We start from the raw sequence: 20,075 nt of genomic DNA, 5'->3' as shown, positions 1-20,075 counted from the left end.
CGTCCGGCCGTCTCTCCGACCCGTCAGCACCACCTCAGCAGCGCCGGTGAAGGGGGTTCTAAGTATTACCAGCAAAAGCCGCAAGCAGAAAATTACATAAACCTGCAAAATTCCGCAAAATTAAAAGTTTCCGTTTTTTATCAAACGATTACACCTCAAAAAATCATACACCAACCTTAACGGCCGACGCGCAAACTACCGAGAATCGGCTTTTGCACAGGGTTACCCACAGACTCAGCCCCGAGTCAGGCGGAATCGGCCTGACGAAACCGAGTCAGCAGGGTTGTGAAGGGAACACGCAGCAACAACAGGCCAGTGATCAGCGACAGATAGATCAGCGGCTCGACCTGAAAACCTTTGGCCAGCATGACATAGTGCAATCCACCAAGTATCGCCGCTGGGAAAACCAGACGCTGCAGGCTGCGCCAGCGCGGGCCCAACCGACGCACCGACAGATTGTTCGATGTCACGGCCAGCGGCAACATCAGGATAAAAGCGGCCATACCCACCGTGATATAGGGGCGCTTCACGATATCGGCCCAAATCTGACTGGGCACCTGCACGTCCAGAACCAGCCAGACCAGCAAATGAAGGCCGACATAGACGAAGGTCAGTACCCCCAATGCACGGCGGAACTTCATCAGGTTCAGCCCAAGAAACCGGCGCAGCGGCGAAATCGCCAACACGAAGATCAGGAGCTGCAACGCCAGTTCTCCGTATTTATGTTCCAAGGCTTCAATTGGGTCCACGCCCAGACCACCGGTCAGGCCTTGATAAAACAACCAGGGGCCCGGAATGGCCCCCAGCAGATACACCGCCCAAACAGAAATACGGCGCAATATCTGGTTCAGGGTCTGCATTGTCTTAATAGTTCTTTGACAAATCCATGCCTTCGTAAAGCCCCGCGACTTCGGTCTCGTAGCCGTTATACATCAGGGTCGGGACACGTTTGGTAAAAAGACCGCCGCCGATCTGACGCTCAGAGGCCTGCGACCAGCGCGGATGATCCACGTTTGGGTTCACATTACTATAGAAGCCATATTCCCTTGGGTTCGCCATGTTCCAGCTGGTTGGAGGTTCGGCATCCGTCAAAGTGATCCGGACAATCGACTTGATGGATTTGAAACCGTATTTCCACGGCACCACCAGACGCAGTGGCGCACCATTCTGGTTTGGGATCGGACGGCCATAAATGCCCGTGGCCAAAATCGTCAAAGGGTGCATAGCCTCGTCCAGCCGTAACCCTTCTCGATACGGCCACTCCAGCACCGGAAACCGCACGCCGGGCATTTCATCGGGGCGGTAGGCGGTTTCAAAGGCAACATATTTGGCACCATCTTGCACGCCTGCCATGCTCAGCAAATCAGACAGTTCGAACCCGTTCCACGGAATCACCATCGACCAGGCTTCGACGCATCGGAATCGATAGATGCGCTCTTCCACTGTCATCTCGGACATAACGTCTTTGAAGTCGTACTCTCCGGGCTTGTCGACCAGGCCGTCAATCTTGATGCTCCAGGGTTCAGTCACCAGCGTATGGGCGTATTTCGCCGGATCATCCTTCCGCGTGCCGAACTCATAGTAGTTATTGTACGAAGTGATCTCTTCCCAGGTGTTCGGCTCCAGCGCCTCTTGCGCCGCGGCACCCCGCGACAATCCCGCCAGTCCGACACCCGCCAGCCCGGCCATCACCTGGCGCCGGTTCAGAAACGCCGCCCGAGGGGTGACGTCGGCATGTGTCAATGTATTGGTCCAGCGATGCGCCATTTATGTCTCCGTAACCAAACACCCTCGAAAGTGAGGTAGTCCGCTGATAACACAGAGCCAAGGAAACAAGCGTAACGATTGAGAGACGGGATTGTAACGTAACGGGTTTGTGCAAGATCGGCGCCAGGAGAGGTGCCTCGATTGGGTCGCGTCACTTCCGCATTACATCAGATCGTTTTCGACATCCTCCGCCGAGATGCCCAGCGCATCCAAACCATTCTCAAGATGGTCGGACAAATGCGGCGTGCCGATCAGATAATCGGCGCAGGGGGTCGATGCTTCGGACTTGGCAGTCGCGACGGCCTCGGCCAGATCTTCGGCAAAAAAGCTTTCGCGCCCGATCCACATGACGGCGACCAGTTCGGCCTGCTCATCCTCACCCATCCGGTCGATAAAGGCGCGCAGCTCGCCCTCGGCCCGTTCCAGTTCACGCCCCATCATGGCGACCTGAGCGATTTTTCTTGCCGAGATTTCCAACATGACCCAACTCCTCGTGTTCGCGGTTTTCATCTTACCACAATCACTCTGTGCTGGCTGAGTCTTTGATCTTACGCAAACAAACCGCCCGCTTAAGGCTCTCGAAAGCGGGATATCGGTTGATCGGGGACGGGCGCAGTCCGAAACGGGCGGAACCGGGCCTTTTTCAGCTTCAGTTTCAGCGCCTGCCACATGATCAGTAGGAACGCGCGACGCGCTCCGAACGGGCGGCGCAACAGCGACCATAGAATGGAGCGATTGGTTAGCGGAGTCCGGGGTCCGGTCAACGTGGCGATCAACCCACCATCCTTGCGGCCGTAATCGATCCATACGCCCACGCGATCCGGGCGATAATCGAACCGGAAAGTGTAAGTGCCTTCGATTTTCTGAAACGGTGAAACGTGCATCAGTTTGTCCGCAACGATCCGGTCCGAGGGTTGAATGGGCGCGAATTCGGAGTTGTGACACAGATAGCTGTGACGTGTGCCATAGGTGTTCGTCACCTCAGCTACCACCGCGTAAAGCTGTTCCGCCGCGTCAAAACAGAACCAGAAGCTGACCGGATTGAACACGTGCCCGAATACACGCGGTTGGGTCAAAAGCGTGATCATTTGGGGTGAGGCGATACGCATCTCATCAAACCGCTCTCGCAGCCACGCCGCGCCACGCCCCTGGCCGGGTTCGCCACCATGGTCCAGATCCCGCCAGTTCGTTATGTTGGTCCGGTTGACCGAAAACAGTGCGGGTGTGTCCAGCTGGCCTTCCGGGTCCAGCAGGATGTAATCGACGGAATACCGAAAGGCATTCTCAATCGCTCCTTTGCGCCCGTGGTAAGTGTGCCCCGCTATATGGTCGACCGTGTTCACGTCGTTTTCCTCAATCTGCCTGCAATCCGTTCAACTGGTATTCATTTCCATGGTCTGCTTTCCCTTAGAATACGACACTCAATACGATATGGATCAAAATAACCGCTCAAAGTGATCCGGCTTGGGCCGCGCCACGTAATGTGGTTATGTTTACCGAGATCAATACCGTGACCTTGGATGAACCGGCGGCGGACAGGCCCGCAGTAAAACCTTGGCGCGCCAGGAAACGCATCAGGGGCAAGCCGGTGAACGGAACGGAAGACAGATGCGAGACCAAAACTGAATGGGTGAGCCACGTCAGGCGCATCCGTGACGCGCAGGATCAGGCGGCCTTTGCCGAGCTGTTTCAACACTTCGCGCCGCGCATCAAGGCTTTCCTGATCAAGTCAGGATCGGATGCCACGCTGGCCGAAGAATGCGCGCAAGAGGTGATGGCAACTCTGTGGCACAAGGCCCATCTGTTCGATCCGGCACGAGCTACGGTGGCCACGTGGGTGTTCACGATCGCCCGGAACAAGCGCATCGACGTCCTGCGCAAACAACGCCGGCCCGAACCCGAAGAATTGGGATGGGGACCCGAGGCGGAACCGGATCAGGACGACGTGATTGCGTTGCAACAGGAATCAGCGCAACTGCGGGACGCTCTGACAGCGTTGCCAGAGGCGCAAAGAGAACTGATCGAAAAGGCCTATTTCGGAGATCTGAGTCACCGCGAGATTGCCTCTGAAACCGGGCTGCCGCTGGGAACGATCAAATCGCGGATACGTCTGGCGTTGGACCGCCTGCGCCATTCGATGAATTGAGATGATGACGATGAGTGAGACCATAAAACATCACCTGACGGACGACCTGCTGATGGCATACGCCGCGGGCGCTTTGCCCGAAGCGTTCGATCTGATGGTCGCAACGCACCTGTCCCTTTGCGACCACTGCCGGGCACGGGCGGAAAGCTTTGACGCGGTAGGCGGATGCGTATTGCAGGATCAGGATGACGGTGCCGCCGTGAGCGATAATTCTCTGGCAGCGACGATGGCGCTTATTGCCAAGGGGGCGCCGACGACGCAACCGGCCCGTCCGAAATGTTCCGTCCTGCCGACGCCGCTGCAGGATTATGTCGGCGGTGACGTCAACGCTATTCGCTGGCGATCGATCGGCATGGGCGTGAAACAGGCGATTCTGCCGACTACGCGTGAGGCCACCGCACGACTGCTGTTCATCCCGGCCGGCGCGGCGGTGCCCGACCACAGCCATAATGGAATCGAACTGACCATGGTATTGCAGGGGGCGTTCTCGGACGAGGTTGACCACTTCGCCCGCGGCGATGTCGAAATTGCGGATGAAAGCCTGCACCATACGCCGACCGCGGATATCTCGGAGGATTGCATTTGTCTGGCCGTCACTGACGCGCCGCTGAAGTTCAGCAAACTGATGCCGCGCCTGTTCCAGCCCTTCCTGCGTATCTGATCCGCAAAACTCGTCTGTGCTACACTGATCCGACTCATTTCATTGGAGCGTGAAACCATGAAGGTATTTCTAACTCTATCCTTTGTTCTCTGTACGATGGCTTCGGTCGCCGCAGCTCAGCAAGTGGCGGATGTCAAATTTGAACCCGGCAATTTCGGCACGATGGTGAGCGGGACGGTTACCGGTGACGAATACTTCGATTACAAACTGGGCGCACAGGCGGGGCAGGAAATGTTTGCCGAGCTTCAGGTCAGCGATACCGATGGCAACGGAGTGATTTATTTCAACATCCTGCCGCCGGACAGCGATGGCGTCGCAATCTACAACGGTTCGATCAATGGCAACACCGCCCGTATCGACCTGCCGGAGGACGGAGATTACACCATCCGCGTTTATCTGATGGGCAATGACCGCGATACCGCCAAGACGGTCGGATACAATCTGGACCTGTCGATCCAGTAGGGCTTAACCTTCGGTCTTGCCCAGCGGCACCACATTGGTGTGGTCGTCCGGTGCCAGTTCCTCGAAATCGAAATTATCCAGCCGCTGCGCCCGGCGGCCCGCCTTTTCCGCGCTGATCTTGATCTCGGAAATATCCTTGGCGGCCTGTCCGAAATGCCGGTCCAGATTGGACACACGGTCGCCCAGGCGCTCCACATCCTTGTGCAAGAGGCCCAGTTCCTTGCGAATTGCCCCGGCCTGTTCCCGCATCCGCGCGTCCTTCAGGATCGCCCGCATCGTGTTCAGCGTCGCCATGCAGGTCGTTGGCGAAACGATCCAGACTCGTTTTGAAAAACTCTCCTGCACCAGTTCGGGGAATTTGGCGTGCAGTTCGGCATAGACCGCCTCGGACGGCAGGAACATCAGCGCACCATCGGCGGTTTCACCATCCAGAATGTACTTCTCGGCAATATCGTTGATGTGCTTGCGCACCGTGCTGCGGAACATCTGAACCGCCGCCTTCAGCTCGGCGTCATTGGTCGAGCCGATCAGCGCCTCATACGCTTCCAGAGGGAATTTGCTGTCGATTACGATCGGCCCCGGCGGGTTCGGCAGGTGGATCAGACAGTCTGCCCGGCGTCCGTTCGACAGGGTCGCCTGCAACTGAAAACTGTCCGAGGGCAGCGCCTTGGAGACAATATCATTCAACTGAATCTCTCCAAACGCCCCGCGCGTCTGCTTGTTCGACAGGATATCCTGCAGCGACAGCACATCACCCGACAGTTTGGTGATATTGTCCTGCGCCTTGTCGATGGCGGCCAGACGCTCCTGTAATTGAGTCAGTGAGGTCGCGGTCTGTTTCGAGGAACCGTGCAGCGATTCCTTCATCCGCTCCTGCATTTCGGCCAGTGCACGCGCCGATTTCATCGCATTGTCTGCTAGGCGGTCGTTCATCTGCTGCTGCACCGAGGACAGGCGCGATTCAACCGTCTGAATCACCTGCACCTGCGCATTGGCCTGCGTGTCAGAGACATGCTGCAACCCGCCGCGCAGTTGTTCCTGCCCCTGACCCAATTGCTGCACATGTTGCCCCAGATGCGCCATCTGCCGTGCCAGCGGTTCCGCCATGCGGGCCGAGCGGTTGGCCGCCCGCAAGGACAGGAACAACAAAAGCAAAATCAGCAGAACCACTCCGCCCCCGATCATCACAACCGGGTCGTTCAACATGTACTGGGTGCCTGCAATCTCAATCATGACGCCTCAAATGTTCTTGTTTTATTCTTCTTAACCCGACCCAGCTTTGGGATCAACTGCGCCCGAACAAACGTTCAATATCGCTCAGCTTCAGCTCCACATAGGTCGGGCGCCCGTGGTTGCACTGGCCGGAATGGGGCGTCGCCTCCATCTCGCGTAGCAGGGCGTTCATTTCCTCGGCGCGCATCCGACGCCCAGAGCGGACCGAACCATGACAGGCCACCCGGCTGAGAATCGCCTCGATCCGCGCCTGCACCGTCTGGCTTTCGCCCTGATCGGCCAGTTCGTCCAGGATATCCAGGATCATCGCACGGGCATCGACCTCACCCAGAATAGCCGGAGTTTCACGAACGGCGACCGCACCGCCACCGAAAGGTTCGAGGGTCAGTCCAAGACGCGACAGATCATCGGCGACCGCCATCAGACGCGCGCAATCCCCTTCCGAGAGTTCGACGATTTCGGGGATCAGCAGCGCCTGTGCGGCGACGCCGTTCTCAGCCATCTGGGTTTTGAGTTTCTCATAGACCAGACGTTCATGCGCCGCGTGCTGATCAACAATCACCATGCCATCGGCGGTCTGGGCGATGATGTAGTTTTCATGCACCTGCCCGCGCGCCGCGCCCAGCGGCAGGTCTTGCACAGGCGGTTCATCGTTTTCCACAATTTCCGCAGCCTCGGGTACGGGCTCGACAATGCTGCCGCTGTAATCGTTGGCAAGTTCGGCAAACCCCGGGGATTGCCCCCGATAAGCCGCCTGTCGAGCCGCGGATGAAGGCCGATCCATCTGGTACACACGCACCGGGGCAGGCTGCGCCGGTTCAGGCCGCATTGCACCCAACGTGGCGTTGGCCACCGTTGTAGATGCCCGATGTCCAGCCTCAGCCAGCGCGTGCCGCAGAGATGAAACGATCAGTCCCCGCGCAACGCCGGGGTCACGGAACCGCACCTCGGACTTGGCCGGATGCACGTTCACATCCACCAGCGTCGGGTCACAGTCGATGAACAGTGCCGCCGCCGGATGACGGTCGCGGCTGAGGAAGTCGAAATAGGCCGCCCGCAGCGCACCGGTCAGCGTTTTGTCGCGCACGGGCCTTCCGTTGACGAACAAGTACTGCGCCACCGCCGCGCCCCGCGAATAGGTCGGCAGTGCGGCATATCCATACAGCCTGATGCCTTCGCGCGTGGCGTCAATCTGCAGCGCGTTCTCGGCAAATTCGCGCCCGATCACACGGGCCAGACGGGCGTGCAAGGCATCGAACAGATCGCCATTCTCACGATCGGCGCGGAACGTCACACGGCCCTCACCTCCGCCCGAAACATCGCGGAGGGTGAAAGTGACGGAGGGCTCGGCCATGGCCAGACGTTTGACGGTGTCGGTGATCGCCTGGGTCTCGGCCCTGTCCGTTCGCATGAATTTCAGTCGGGCGGGTGTGGCAAAGAACAGATCGCGCAGCTCGACCACCGTGCCCACGCGCAGCGCGGCCGGTTTCACCGCCTCCATCTTGCCGCCTGCCACATGGACCGAGGCCGCATCAGCCCCCGGCACCCGGCTGGTGATGGTCAGCCGTCCCACAGCCCCCAGCGATGGCAGCGCCTCACCCCGGAAGCCAAAGGTGTGAATGTTCAACAGGTCCGAACCGTCGATCTTAGATGTCGCATGGCGCGACAGGGCCAATGGCAAGTCGTCAGCAGAAATTCCGCACCCATCATCGGTGACGCGAATCAACGTTTTGCCACCATCGGCGATATCGATGGCAATCCGGGTCGCACCGGCGTCGATGGCGTTTTCCACCAGTTCCTTGACGGCCGAAGCCGGGCGTTCAACCACCTCACCCGCTGCGATACGGTTGATTGCGGCATCGTCAAGCTGCCGGATCACCGGTCGATTTTCGCTGATATTGGGGTTAACCTGCGCCATACCGCTAGACCTAGCACATGCGCGTACGATTCTGCCACTGGTTTAGCGGTTCTGATTTCAGGGAGGGGGCGTTCGAACAACCGCACCGCGTCGGTCCCGGGAAGCGACGATCCTGGTCGCGATTGTCCGAACGATCCGTAGTGAGTGGTGGTCATTCATTTGGTAATTGGGAAGCCACTACCATGAAAAAAATTATAAGGCTTGTTAACTCTGAACGCCCGGTTGATCTGGGCAAAGATCAGCCGACGTGCCAAGATGAACAGTGGCGGGAACACGCCGTGTCAAGCTGTGCTTGGCGCTCCGGCGCGGGTTCGGCACGGGCCCCAAATCGCTGTGCAGGCCAGGATCAGGCCGGACATCGTCGCGATCATCCCCGCCGCGCTAACCGCATCCGCACCCCCAAGCCACATGGGGCCGTAGCCCGCCAGAACATAGCCGGAAACAGCCGAGATGCTGGCAAACGCAACGCTCCACGCAATCTGGGTTTCAAGCCGGTTGGTCATCATGCGCGCCGCCGCCGGAGGGCAGATGAACATGGCGATCACAATGATCGACCCCACCGCATCAAAGGCGGCAACGGCAGCGATCGCGGCTGTAATCACCAAAGCCATTCCCAGCGCTCCGGTGCGAATCCCGATGGTGCGGGCGAACCCTTCGTCAAAGGTCGAGATCTTCAGCGGTCGCCAGAACAGCCAGACAAACAGGATCACCCCGACCATCGTCAGCGCGATGCGCGGCAGTTCCGGCGGCAGGCCCGCCAGCGCCTCAAGGTCCAGCAGAGACGACCAGCCAACAGCGTCCAGCCAGATCAAGCTTTCCAGATTGCCATAAAGCGCGTGTTCCACGTCCAGATGCACGGTCGAGGTATCGGTCTGCTCCAGCAACAGAACGCCGCCAGCAAACATGGTGGTGAAGACGACGCCCATCGCGGCGCCCGGTTCGATCTGCCCCAGCCGCCGAACCGCCTCGATCATCACCACGGCCACCACGGCCGCGCCTGCCGCGCCCAACATCATGGGCCAGGTCGAGATCGCTCCGGTCAGCAGAAAGGCCACAACGATGCCGGGCAGCACCACATGACTGATCGCGTCGCCGATCAGGGCCTGTTTGCGCAGCACCAGAAAATTGCCCGGCAAGGCACATGCGACGGCGGCGAAAATACCGATCAGCAGCGGCGTCAGGGAAAGGGGGACAAACTCTTCACCGCTCATAACCGGATCTCCTGCGGGCCGCCGATCCGGCGGTCGATTTCCGCGATCTGATCGCGGGTCAGCACCGTTTCGATATCGCGCAGCCCATCATAGAGCGCCGCCGTCGCCTCGTGCGCCTGGTCCGCGCGCACGAATTCCCATCTTTTTTCGTCCCGCAAAGCTTTGGCGGCGCGGGCCTTCCCGGCCTCCGTCGCAACGCCATCAGCGCGGGCCAGCCCGGCGCGCCGCAACAGACGCAGAGTCAGCGGTTCATAGATCTTCTGGTCCTGCGCCAGCGCCAGCAGGCCCTGACGGATATGTACCCGGCGCTGAAACCTCAGATGCCGCAAGACCGCTGCCAGAACGCCGCGAACGGGGGCCAGAAGCAAGGACAGGGCGAAAAAGCCAAAGCTGACCAGCACGATGATAGGGCCTGTGGGCAGGTTGGGGGCCGAGGCTGACAGCGCCGCACCCAAATACCCCGCCAAACCGCCTGCCAATCCAGCCAGCAACACCACCCGGTCCGAACGGTCCGTCCAGAACCGCGCCGTGACCGGTGGGATGATCAGAAGCGCCACGATCAAAATCAGCCCGACGATCTTCAGACCCACCACAGTGACGGCCATCACCAGCCCCATCATGGCCAAGTCGATGCGATGCACCGGCAGCCCCCGGGCCGCGGCGTATTCGGGGTCAAAAGCCACCATCGTCATGGGGCGGCGGATGATCATGACCAAAAGCAGGGTCGCCGCCCCGCCGACTGCAATGATCAGCGCGTCCGCCCAGAGCATCCCGGCGGTCGAGCCCAACAGAAACCCTTCGAGCCCCGCCTGTCGCCCAACGCCCATGGTCTGGATCACGGTCAACAGCACAACGCCAAAACCGAAGAACACCGACAGGACCGCTCCGATGGCGGCATCCTCGGCCAGACGGGTACAGCGGGTCAGCCAGTTCATGCACAGCAGGCCGACCCAGGCCGAAACGGCTGACCCCGCCAGCAGTCCGATCAAATTGCGACCGTCGCCGCCAAACGCGACCAACACCATGAAGGCCAGGCAGACACCCGGCAGGGTCGCATGGCTGATCGCATCGCTGACCAGCGCACGTTTGCGCAGGAACAGGAAGGTGCCGGTGACCCCGGCTGATACGCCCAGCAAGGTCGCACCGATAGCGACCAGCGTGGCGTTATAGCCAAGCTGCAGGCTGAGAGCATCCCAAAGCATGATTACCCCAGCGCGCGCGAAATCTGGTCGATCTGGGCGGTGGCCAGACGGCCTCCGTAAGCAGATTGAAGGGTTTCGGCGGTGAAGGCCTCGGCCACCGACCCTTCGGCCACTTTACGCGTGTTGATCAGGAACACGTGGTCGAAGTAATCGGTGACGGTCGCCAGATCGTGATGCACGACGACAACGGTCTTGCCCGCCTCTTTCAGGGATTTCAGTACTGCGATGATAGCCTTTTCCGTGGCCGCATCGACCCCGGCAAAAGGTTCGTCCAGCAGATACAGGTCGGCATCCTGCGCCAGAGCGCGGGCCAGGAACACCCGTTGTTGCTGACCACCCGAGAGCTGACCGATCTGACGATCCGCGAAGTCATGCATTCCGACCCGGTTCAGGCAATTCATCGCGCAGGCCATATGACGTGCCCGAACGCGGCCCAGAAGGCCCAGTTGACGCGACAGGCCCATCAGGACCACATCAATCACGCGCGTGGGAAAATCCCAGTCCACACTAGCGCGCTGCGGCACATAGGCGATACGGGCTCGCTGTTTCTCAAGCGGCTCACCATACACGGTGACCTGCCCGGACAGCGGCGAGACGATTCCCAACGACGCCTTGAGCAAAGTTGATTTGCCCGCACCGTTCGGCCCGATGATCGCCGTCATCGCGCCCGGCTGAACGGTCATGTCCACCGAAAACACCGCCGGTTTCTGCCCGTAGGAAACAGTCAGTCCGCGAATAGCCAGTGGGCTGTCATCGATACCGTTTTCCTGAACCGAAATGCCCTGATCCGCAGCCAGTTCCAGCATCATCTAAAACCCCGCCGACAGTTTGCCGTTCATGCCGCGATCGGGCACATCCGCGCCCAGTGCTCCGGCGATCACAGTAATATTGTGGTCCAACATACCGATATAGGTGCCCTCATAAGTGCCCGGTTCTCCCATGGCATCGGAATACAGCTCTCCGCCAATGCCGACATCATGACCTTTGGCCGCAGCGCCCTCTATCAGTGCACGCATCGACCGGTCGGATACCGAGCTCTCCACGAACACAGCCGTCAGTTGCTGATCTACCAGCGTATCGACCAGCTCTCCGATCCGGTTCAGACCAGCTTCGGACTGGGTCGAGATGCCCTGAATGCCCAGAACCTCATACCCGTAATCCGCGCCGAAATAGCCAAAGGCGTCATGCGCCGTCACCAGCACGCGGTTGTTTTCGGGCACGGCGGCCAACACCTGTTTGCCATAGACCTCCAGCTGATCAATCTCGGCCAGAAACGCTTGTGTATTAGCATCGAAGAGGTCCGCTGCTTCGGGGCGCGCTTCGGTCAGGGCTTCTTGCACCTCCGCGACTACGTCACGCCACAAGGCTGGACTCATCCACAAATGCGGGTCGTATTTGTCGGCATAGTCATCGTGCGCGCGCAGTTTGGACGTATCCACCCCTTCGGCCACAGCCACAACCGCCCGCTTACGGTCGAGGTCGTGGAAAAAGTCTTCCATCTGCGCTTCCAGATACAGGCCATGCCACAGGATCAGGTCTGCGCGGGTCATCGCAACGATATCGCTGCGGGTCTGGCGATAAGCATGCGGATCGACACCGGGGCCCATCAGACCTTTCACCTGGACCTGATCCCCACCCACCTGACGCGCGGCGTCGGCGATCATGCCTGTGGTTGCGACCACTTTCAGCGGAGCCTCGGCCCAGGCTGTCAGTGGCAATGCAGCGGCAAATGCCAAGGCTGCAATAAAGCTGCGACGAATCATATCCGACCCCAATCTGGTAACTTGTTGAGAATGAATATGCGAACCATTCGCAACTAAGTCAACGCTATTGCGAATTATTCGCAAGAAAGTGCCATTTTTGTCCATTTGGTCAAAAAAATTCCACCACTGCGCCCGCTATATCTTCCATTTGGGCGCAAGCCGTGCGAATTTGGCGCAAACCTCCCAAAGGATGTGAATATGGAAACGCAGAGCTCAGAAAGCCCCGTGCGCACCGCGCATCTGCCGCAAGTGACCGAGCCCAGAAACCCAGGTATGGACCTTGATCTGGACTGGGTGCGCGCCGTGCAGGCCAATACCTCGGCCATCGAGCGCCGCGCCGCGACCCTGCCTGGTCGGCGGTCGGTGAAAAAGGACTATCAGGCCGCGTGGCTGCTGAAAGCGATCACGATGATCGACCTGACCACCCTGTCCGGCGATGACACGGTGGGGCGTGTGCGCCGCCTGTGTGCAAAGGCACGCCAGCCGGTGTCGCCCAAAGTGCTGCAGGCAATGGACATGCCGCCGATCACGACCGGAGCGGTCTGTGTCTATCACGACATGATCGAGACGGCTGTGGCGGCGCTGAAAGGTACTGGCATTCCGGTTGCCGCTGTATCCACCGGTTTTCCGGCGGGTCTTTCACCCTTCCACCTGCGGGTGGCGGAGATTGAGGAAAGCGTCAAAGCCGGAGCTGAAGAGATCGACATCGTGATCTCGCGCCGCCACGTGCTGTCGGGTGACTGGCAGGCTTTGTATGACGAGATGAAGGCGTTCCGCGTAGCCTGCGGCGACGCGCATGTGAAGGCGATTTTGGCAACTGGAGAGTTGGGCAGCCTGCGCAACGTCGCCCGCGCCTCGCTGGTCTGCATGATGGCCGGAGCGGATTTCATCAAGACCTCGACCGGGAAAGAGAGCGTCAACGCCACCCTGCCCGTCAGCCTCGTGATGATTCGCGCGATCCGCGACTATTACGACCGCACCGGATACCGCGTCGGATACAAGCCCGCGGGCGGCATCTCCAAGGCAAAAGACGCGCTGGTGTACCTGTCGCTGATCAAGGACGAATTGGGTGACCGCTGGTTGGAACCGGATCTGTACCGTTTTGGTGCGTCTTCGCTGTTGGGCGACATCGAACGGCAGTTGGAACACTATGTGACCGGGGCTTACTCGGCTGGATACAGGCATTCGATGGGCTGAGCCCGTGGATATGACCGGACAGTGAGTATTTGAGAAAAGATGAAGTCATGACAGTCAAAGAGATATTCGAAACCATGGATTACGGCCCCGCCCCCGAAAGCGCCGCCGAGGCGCTGGCCTGGCTGGTCGATCAGGGTGACAAGTTCGGTCACTATATCGATGGGGCCTTCACTAAGCCGGGCAAGGGATTCGAAAGCCGCAATCCGGCGACCGGAGAGGTTCTGGCCAAGCTGACGCAGGCGAAACAGGACGACGTTGACGCCGCCGTTGCCTCTGCTCGCAAAGCGCAGCCGAAATGGGAGAAGCTGGGCGGCGCTGGCCGTGCGCAGTTTCTCTATTCCATCGCGCGCCTGTTGCAGAAGCACTCGCGTCTGTTTGCGGTACTGGAGAGCCTCGACAACGGCAAACCGATCCGCGAGTCGCGCGACATCGACATTCCTCTGGTGCAGCGGCATTTCTACTACCACGCGGGCATGGCGCAGCTGATGGAAAGCGAGTTGCCGACCGCCGAAGCGTTGGGTGTCTGCGGGCAGATCATTCCGTGGAACTTTCCGCTGCTGATGCTGGCCTGGAAAATCGCCCCGGCGTTGGCGATGGGCAACACGGTGGTTCTTAAGCCCGCCGAGTACACCTCGCTGACCGCGCTGCTGTTTGCCGATATCTGCTCGCAGGCTGGGTTGCCAAAAGGTGTGGTCAACATCATCACCGGTGATGGCGCAGTGGGTGAGATGATCGTGGCTTCGGACGTGGACAAGATCGCCTTCACCGGCTCGACCGTAGTTGGTCGCCGTATCCGCGAAGCAACCGCTGGCTCTGGCAAGGAACTGACATTGGAGCTGGGTGGCAAGTCCGCCTATGTCGTGTTCGACGACGCGGATATCGACAGCGCCATTGAAGGTCTGGTCGACGCGATCTGGTTCAATCAAGGGCAGGTTTGCTGTGCGGGTTCGCGCCTGCTGGTGCAGGAAGGCATCGCCGACCGCTTCCACAACAAGCTGCGCGCGCGTATGGACAAGTTGCGCGTTGGCGATCCGCTGGACAAATGCATCGACGTGGGCGCGGTCGTGGACCCGGTGCAGCTGCAAACCATCAAGGGCTTGGTCGAAAGCAACACCGTTGGTCACGTGCATCAGGCGGCTTGCGAACTGCCCGCGAATGGATGCTACTACCCGCCGACGCTGATCTCGGGGCTCGAAACCTCCGACCCGCTGATGCAGGAAGAGATCTTTGGCCCGGTGCTGGTCTCCTCGACCTTCCGCACTCCGGAAGAGGCGGTGGAACTGGCCAACAACACCCGCTACGGGCTGGCCGCGACGGTCTGGACCGAAAATGTGAACCTCGCGCTGGATATCGCGCCCAAGCTGGTTGCCGGTGTGGTCTGGGTGAATGCGACCAACCTGTTCGACGCCGCAGCCGGATTTGGCGGCGTGCGCGAAAGTGGCTTTGGTCGCGAAGGCGGGTGGGAGGGTCTGGCGGCCTATACCAAACCCAAGGGAAAGGCCAAGCCGCTGACCAAGGTTGAAGCCACTATGGGCGAAGGTGCTTCGGTCGATCCGATTGACCGAACCGCCAAAATGTATGTCGGCGGCAAGCAAGCGCGGCCCGATGGCGGCTATTCGAAACCTGTCTGGGGCAAATCCGGCTTGCTGGGCCATGTGGGTCTTGCGAACCGCAAGGACGTGCGCAATGCGGTCGAGGCCGCAGCGGGTGCCAAAGGCTGGTCCAAGACCACCGGCCATTTGCGGGCGCAGATTCTGTATTATATTGGCGAAAACCTTTCGGCCCGTGCGGACGAATTCGCTGCCCGTATCGACGCAATGACCGGCAAAAAGGACGGTGCGAAAGAGGTCGAGGCCTCGATCCAGCGCCTGTTCACTGCTGCGGCTTGGGCCGACAAATATGACGGTCAGGTGCACGGCGTTCCGATCCGCGGCGTGGCCATCGCGATGAAGGAACCCGTTGGCGTAATCGGCGCGCTCTGCGCGGATGAGGCACCGCTATTGGGTCTCGTCTCGGCCATGGCGCCGGCGATTGCCATGGGCAACCGGGTGGTTCTGGCCGCCTCCGAGCCCTACCCGCTGGCCGCGACCGATTTCTACCAGGTTCTGGAAACGTCCGATGTGCCCGCAGGTGTGGTCAACATCCTGACCGGCAGCCACGCGGAACTGGCGAAACCGCTGGCCTCGCACCTGAACGTGGATGCGGTCTGGAGTTTCTCCTCCACTGACCTGTCGGCGGAGATCGAGGTCGTTTCGGCCGGAAACCTGAAACGGACCTGGGTCAATAACGCCACGTCCTTTGACTGGAGCATGGACCATTCCCGCCGCTTCCTGCAGGCTGCGACCGAAATCAAGAACATCTGGGTGCCCTACGGCGAGTAGGGCTCCCGCGTCAGGGAGGCCTACATGAGTTTTTCAGGGGATTTTTCGGGTAAAACCGTCATCGTCATCGGCGGAACCAGCGGTATCAATCGCGGCATTGCCGAGGCCTTTGCGGCCTCGGGTGCCAAACTGGCCGTGGCCAGCCGGTCGCAGGAAAAGGTTGATAATACTGTTGCCGCACTGAAAGACGCCGGTGCGGCTGAGGCGATCGGCGCGGCCTTTGACGTTCGCGACCCCGAAGGGGTAGCGGAGGGCCTCAAGCAGTTCCACGATGCGCTGGGTGATTTCGACGTTCTGGTCTCTGGCGCAGCAGGCAATTTCCCCGCGCTGACGTCCGAGATGTCCGTCAACGCCTTCAGGACGGTGGTGGACATCGACCTGATGGGTACTGTCCATGTGATGAAAGGCGCGTATGCCTTCCTGAAACGCCCCGGCGCCAGCATCATCAACATCTCGGCCCCGCAAGCGTTTCTGCCCTATGAGGGGCAGGCCCATGTCTGCGCCGCCAAGGCCGGGGTCGATCAGATCACCCGCACCCTGTCGATGGAATGGGGGGTCGAGGGTATCCGCATCAATTCCGTCGTACCGGGCTTTATCGAAGGCACCGAAGGTGCAAAACGTCTGGCCCCAACGGAAAACGCTCATGAAGAGCTGCGTCGTGATGTTCCCCTTGGACGCTGGGGGCAACCGCAGGACGTGGCCAATGCCTGCCTTTTCCTTTGCTCGGATATGGCCAGTTATATCAGCGGCACGGTTCTGTCCGTGGACGGCGCGCTCTATCAGCGCGGGTCGGGCAAGTTCGGGCAGATGATGGGGCAGATGCTGCGCAGCGCAGCGGGGAAAAAGGGCTGAGCACCGCTCAGCCCCCATTCATCAGTTTGTGGTTTCCAGACCTTCTGGTTTGCCAACCACTGTGAAATGCAGGCCTTCGGGGTCCAACAGCTCGCTGGCCACACGGTTCACCTCGTCCAGCGTCACCGCATTCACTTTGTCATTGCGGGTGGCGATGTAGTCGATTGGCAGGTTTTCCATCTGCATCCCGACCATGATCCCGGCGATCTGCCCGTTGCCATCAAACCGCAGGGGATAGGCACCGGTCAGATAGGTCTTGGCGTCGTCCAGCTCCTTTTGCGTCACCCCCTCGGTTGCGGCACGGGCCCATTCATCGCGGATCACTTCGACGGCATCGGCAATTCGATCGTTGGCCGAGGAAACCGACCCCAGATAGACCGACGCCAGATCCTTTGGCACAAGGTAAGTCCCGACCCCATAGGTCAGGCCGCGTTTTTCACGCACCTCCTGCATCAGGCGGCTTTCGAACCCGCCGCCGCCCAGAATATGGTTCAGAATGTAGGCCGCAAAGAAATCAGGATCGTCCCGGTCAATCCCTGCATGCCCGAACAGGGCCACCGATTGCGGCGTGTCGAACTCCACGACGCTGACGCCGCCGGGGATGTTCACATCAGCACGTCCCGGGATCGGCTTGCCAGTCTCGGGCAAATCGGCCAGCAGAGTGTCCAGCAATGCGCCCAGTTCCTCTGGGGTGATATCGCCTACGGCGCCGACATAGAGCCGGTCTTTGGCGAACACATTGTCGTAGGCGGTGATCACATCATCACGCGTCAGCGCGGAGACGCTTTCGATCGTGCCCTTGCCTTCCGAACCATAGGGATGATCGCCATATGCCATCTGTGCAAAGCTGCGCCCGGCGATGTCATTGGGGTCGGTCTGATCGGATCTGAGTCCCGACAGAACCTGTGCCTTAACACGGTCCACCGCGTCCTGATCAAAGCGCGGTTCATGGATCGTAGTGCGCAGCAGGTCGATCACTTCTTCCCGATTCTCGGTCAGAAACTGTGTCGAAATCGACACTGAGTCATCGGACGCGTTATACCGGAACGAAGCTGCCAGAGCTTCCAGTTCGCGCGCATAGGTGCGGGCGTCCATGTCACCTGCGCCCTCTTCGATCAGGCCGCTCATCAGGTTGATGGCACCACGTTTTCCGGGTTCGTCCAGCGAGGTACCACCGCGAAAGCGCAGCTCGAGCGCGGTGAAGGGGATCGAATGATCTTCGACCAGCCACGCCGTGATACCACCGGGCGACGTGACCTCTTCGATCTCGATTTCGGCCCATGCGGGCAGAGCAATGACAAAGGCAACCAGGGTTGCGAATATCCGTTTCATTGCGTCACCTCATCGTCGCGCATCAGCCAGCCGGTGACTGATGTTTCCGGTTGCAGTACTTCGCGGGCGGCGGCAATGATCTCATCACCTGTCACGGCCTGCAGGATATCGGGCCAGGCCTGCACATCCTCGACCGTCAGGCCGCTGGTCAGCGCGCGGCCATAGCGGTTACCGATCCCATTCACATTGTCGCGCGCATAGGTCTGGGCGGCACGCAGCTGCATCTTGATCCGGTCCAGGTCTTCTTCGTTCACTCCTTCGGCGATGAAATCGGCCACGACCTGATCCATCGCCTCTTCGGCTTCTTGCAGCGACACACCCTCGGCTGGCACCACCAGCAGATCAAAGGTCGTGTCATCCAGCGAGACGCCGCGATAGAACGCGCCGGCGTAGACGACTTTTTGCTGCTCGAACTGCAACTTTTCGTTCAAGTAGGAGGTCGTGCTGCCGCCCAACAATTCAGCCAGCAAGAACAGCGCGGCCGCTTTTTCCTGCTCACCCGGATCACGTTCCGGCGCCAGATAGCTGCGCTGGACATAAGGTTGCGAAACCCGCGGATCCTTGTAGGTCAAACGACGTTCAGCCGTTTGCGGTGGCTCTTGCGAGCGCACGCGCTCGGGCAGGTCTGGGTTGGCCGGGATGACGCCATAATATTGCTCGGCCAGTGTTTTGACCTCATCGGGCTCGACATCGCCCGTTACCACCAGAATGGCGTTATTGGGCGCATAATGCGTCTGGTAGAAAGACAGCGCGTCCTCCATGTCCAGCGTCTCCATCTCGTGCTTCCAGCCGATAATGGGCACGCCATAGCGGTGGTTGAGATACTGCGCCGCGCTCATCTGCTCACCGAACAGGGCACGCGGGCTGTTTTCGGTGCGCTGATTGCGTTCCTCGAGGATCACGTCACGTTCGGTAACGATATCCTCCTCGGACAGCCGGATGTTGCGCATCCGGTCCGCCTCCATCCGCATCATCAGTTCCAGCCGGTCGGCGGCGACGCGCTGGAAATATGCGGTGTAATCGTACGAGGTGAAAGCGTTGTCATTGCCGCCATTGGCCGCCACGGTGGCCGAAAACTCACCCGGAGCCAGGGTATCGGTCCCTTTGAACAGCAAATGCTCCAGAAAATGCGCCACGCCCGACGACCCGATCGGCTCATCAGCAGATCCGGCACGATACCAGACCATATGTTGCACGACCGGGGCGCGGTGATCCTCGATCACTACGACATCCATGCCGTTATCCAGCGTGAAGGTAGTGACCGCCTCGTGGCCATCCCCGGCAAAAACCGGGGTGGCGGCGATCAGGGCGGCAGACAATGCCAAAGCCCGAACCATGGGGCATCCTCCGTTTCGTTTCTGTGTTCAAACTACGGTGGTGCCGGGCAGGTTCAAGGCCGATGACGGAAAGTTAAAGATTATTCATCAACCGGAGGCGCAGACGGCGTCTCAATCCCGGCGCGACGCGCCGCTTCGTTCTGCTGGTCAGCATTGAGGGTTTCGCGCCGGTAAACCTGCGAGTAGCGATCCACCTTGAACAGGCGCAACCGTGTCAGGCGGCCCTGCTTTTTGCGGAACGCGGCATCTTCGGTGTCCACAACCTGCCGCGTATTGGCCGGAATGCCATAGCGGCTGGAAGCTGTCACAAGGGCCGCATCCGTGGACGGTATCGCCGTGTTAGGGTTCAGCGCAGCGGCACTGCCGCCCAGCGCAACCACCGCATCCGCCTTGGGGGTCGGATCAGTCAGGTTGCCGCCGCCCGGTGTTGGGGCAGGCAGAAACTGGTAATCCTTGGGCTGCGTCAGCGGTTTGACCGGCAGGACAGAGAATTCATCCGGTCCCGGCCCCGGTGCCTCAAGGTGGCGCAGGCCGATATTGGAACAGCCCGCGACGGCAAAACCCAATGTCACAGCAAGTATGGAACGCGGCAACCGCATCAGAGTCTCCAGCC

At 60.0% G+C, this 20,075-nt stretch carries 20 protein-coding genes; 7 read left to right on the top strand and 13 right to left on the bottom strand.

Annotated features, from left to right (window positions below; genetic code table 11):
- Nucleotides 1-180: hypothetical protein (locus GOX66_RS25600; RefSeq protein WP_214652612.1), on the top strand; the 180-nt coding region annotated here is incomplete at its 5' end.
- A gap of 65 nt (nucleotides 181-245) precedes the next feature.
- Here the strand turns inward: GOX66_RS25600 and msrQ are convergent.
- From msrQ to GOX66_RS11975, 4 genes are all read right to left on the bottom strand, one after another.
- On the bottom strand, nucleotides 246-860 hold the full coding sequence (msrQ, locus tag GOX66_RS11990; RefSeq protein ID WP_170762909.1) for a protein-methionine-sulfoxide reductase heme-binding subunit MsrQ: 615 nt from the start codon (nucleotides 858-860) through the stop codon (nucleotides 246-248).
- Between the two features lie 4 nt (nucleotides 861-864).
- Nucleotides 865-1,767, bottom strand: a complete 903-nt coding sequence (gene msrP / locus GOX66_RS11985) for a protein-methionine-sulfoxide reductase catalytic subunit MsrP (protein ID WP_170762907.1) — start codon at nucleotides 1,765-1,767, stop codon at nucleotides 865-867.
- 162 nt (nucleotides 1,768-1,929) lie between these two features.
- On the bottom strand, nucleotides 1,930-2,247 hold the full coding sequence (locus GOX66_RS11980; RefSeq protein WP_170762905.1) for a DUF3775 domain-containing protein: 318 nt from the start codon (nucleotides 2,245-2,247) through the stop codon (nucleotides 1,930-1,932).
- Nucleotides 2,248-2,336: 89 nt separating this feature from the next.
- Nucleotides 2,337-3,110: a DUF1365 family protein gene (locus tag GOX66_RS11975; RefSeq protein WP_170762903.1), complete on the bottom strand. Its 774-nt coding sequence runs from the start codon at nucleotides 3,108-3,110 to the stop codon at nucleotides 2,337-2,339.
- Nucleotides 3,111-3,256: 146 nt separating this feature from the next.
- Between GOX66_RS11975 and GOX66_RS11970 the strand changes: the two genes are divergently transcribed.
- Genes GOX66_RS11970 through GOX66_RS11960 form a run of 3 tightly spaced genes read left to right on the top strand, consistent with a single transcriptional unit; the run spans nucleotide 3,257 to nucleotide 5,036 of the window.
- A complete protein-coding gene (locus GOX66_RS11970) occupies nucleotides 3,257-3,913 on the top strand; it encodes a sigma-70 family RNA polymerase sigma factor (RefSeq protein ID WP_170762901.1) in 657 nt (218 codons plus the stop codon).
- A 10-nt stretch (nucleotides 3,914-3,923) separates the two neighbouring features.
- Nucleotides 3,924-4,574 carry a ChrR family anti-sigma-E factor gene (locus tag GOX66_RS11965; protein WP_170762899.1) on the top strand — a complete coding sequence of 217 codons (651 nt, stop codon included), beginning with the start codon at nucleotides 3,924-3,926 and terminating at the stop codon, nucleotides 4,572-4,574.
- A gap of 57 nt (nucleotides 4,575-4,631) precedes the next feature.
- Nucleotides 4,632-5,036: a hypothetical protein gene (locus tag GOX66_RS11960; protein WP_170762897.1), complete on the top strand. Its 405-nt coding sequence runs from the start codon at nucleotides 4,632-4,634 to the stop codon at nucleotides 5,034-5,036.
- Between the two features lie 3 nt (nucleotides 5,037-5,039).
- Here the strand turns inward: GOX66_RS11960 and GOX66_RS11955 are convergent, their stop codons facing one another.
- From GOX66_RS11955 to GOX66_RS11930, 6 genes are all read right to left on the bottom strand, one after another.
- Nucleotides 5,040-6,269: a DNA recombination protein RmuC gene (locus tag GOX66_RS11955; RefSeq protein WP_170762895.1), complete on the bottom strand. Its 1,230-nt coding sequence runs from the start codon at nucleotides 6,267-6,269 to the stop codon at nucleotides 5,040-5,042.
- A 52-nt stretch (nucleotides 6,270-6,321) separates the two neighbouring features.
- Nucleotides 6,322-8,187 carry a DNA mismatch repair endonuclease MutL gene (gene mutL / locus GOX66_RS11950; RefSeq protein WP_170762892.1) on the bottom strand — a complete coding sequence of 622 codons (1,866 nt, stop codon included), beginning with the start codon at nucleotides 8,185-8,187 and terminating at the stop codon, nucleotides 6,322-6,324.
- 281 nt (nucleotides 8,188-8,468) lie between these two features.
- Nucleotides 8,469-9,398 carry a metal ABC transporter permease gene (locus GOX66_RS11945; protein ID WP_170762890.1) on the bottom strand — a complete coding sequence of 310 codons (930 nt, stop codon included), beginning with the start codon at nucleotides 9,396-9,398 and terminating at the stop codon, nucleotides 8,469-8,471.
- Nucleotides 9,395-10,600, bottom strand: a complete 1,206-nt coding sequence (locus GOX66_RS11940) for a metal ABC transporter permease (protein WP_170762888.1) — start codon at nucleotides 10,598-10,600, stop codon at nucleotides 9,395-9,397. Before GOX66_RS11940 ends, GOX66_RS11945 begins: the two co-directional genes overlap by 4 nt.
- 2 nt (nucleotides 10,601-10,602) lie before the next feature.
- A complete protein-coding gene (locus tag GOX66_RS11935) occupies nucleotides 10,603-11,406 on the bottom strand; it encodes a metal ABC transporter ATP-binding protein (RefSeq protein WP_170762922.1) in 804 nt (267 codons plus the stop codon).
- Nucleotides 11,407-11,409: 3 nt separating this feature from the next.
- Entirely contained in the window at nucleotides 11,410-12,363 is a 954-nt protein-coding gene (locus GOX66_RS11930) for a metal ABC transporter solute-binding protein, Zn/Mn family (protein WP_170762886.1), read from the bottom strand.
- A gap of 198 nt (nucleotides 12,364-12,561) precedes the next feature.
- On the opposite strand from GOX66_RS11930, the gene deoC reads away from it, so the two are divergent.
- The 3 genes from deoC to GOX66_RS11915 are packed head-to-tail and all read left to right on the top strand — an operon-like array spanning nucleotide 12,562 to nucleotide 16,793.
- Nucleotides 12,562-13,560, top strand: coding sequence for a deoxyribose-phosphate aldolase (deoC, locus tag GOX66_RS11925; RefSeq protein WP_170762884.1), 999 nt, complete (start codon nucleotides 12,562-12,564; stop codon nucleotides 13,558-13,560).
- Between the two features lie 47 nt (nucleotides 13,561-13,607).
- Complete coding sequence (locus GOX66_RS11920; RefSeq protein ID WP_170762881.1) at nucleotides 13,608-15,941, top strand: aldehyde dehydrogenase family protein; 2,334 nt, start codon at nucleotides 13,608-13,610, stop codon at nucleotides 15,939-15,941.
- Between the two features lie 24 nt (nucleotides 15,942-15,965).
- Nucleotides 15,966-16,793 carry an SDR family oxidoreductase gene (locus GOX66_RS11915; protein WP_170762879.1) on the top strand — a complete coding sequence of 276 codons (828 nt, stop codon included), beginning with the start codon at nucleotides 15,966-15,968 and terminating at the stop codon, nucleotides 16,791-16,793.
- A gap of 21 nt (nucleotides 16,794-16,814) precedes the next feature.
- Here GOX66_RS11915 and GOX66_RS11910 read toward each other — a convergent pair whose 3' ends face one another.
- The 3 genes from GOX66_RS11910 to GOX66_RS11900 form a co-directional block, all read right to left on the bottom strand.
- Nucleotides 16,815-18,125, bottom strand: coding sequence for a M16 family metallopeptidase (locus GOX66_RS11910; protein WP_170762877.1), 1,311 nt, complete (start codon nucleotides 18,123-18,125; stop codon nucleotides 16,815-16,817).
- Nucleotides 18,122-19,462 (bottom strand): M16 family metallopeptidase, encoded by a 1,341-nt coding sequence (locus GOX66_RS11905; protein ID WP_170762875.1) that lies wholly within the window; start codon nucleotides 19,460-19,462, stop codon nucleotides 18,122-18,124. The genes GOX66_RS11910 and GOX66_RS11905 overlap by 4 nt, the downstream gene beginning before the upstream one ends.
- A gap of 80 nt (nucleotides 19,463-19,542) precedes the next feature.
- Nucleotides 19,543-20,061, bottom strand: coding sequence for a DUF3035 domain-containing protein (locus GOX66_RS11900; protein WP_170762873.1), 519 nt, complete (start codon nucleotides 20,059-20,061; stop codon nucleotides 19,543-19,545).
- Nucleotides 20,062-20,075: the final 14 nt, after the last annotated feature.

Origin of the sequence: Ruegeria lacuscaerulensis (genome assembly GCF_013031245.1) — a bacterium.
Taxonomy (GTDB): domain Bacteria; phylum Pseudomonadota; class Alphaproteobacteria; order Rhodobacterales; family Rhodobacteraceae; genus Ruegeria; species Ruegeria lacuscaerulensis_C.
Note: the sequence above shows the minus strand (reverse complement) of the source record. Positions and strands in the feature narration are given on the sequence as shown.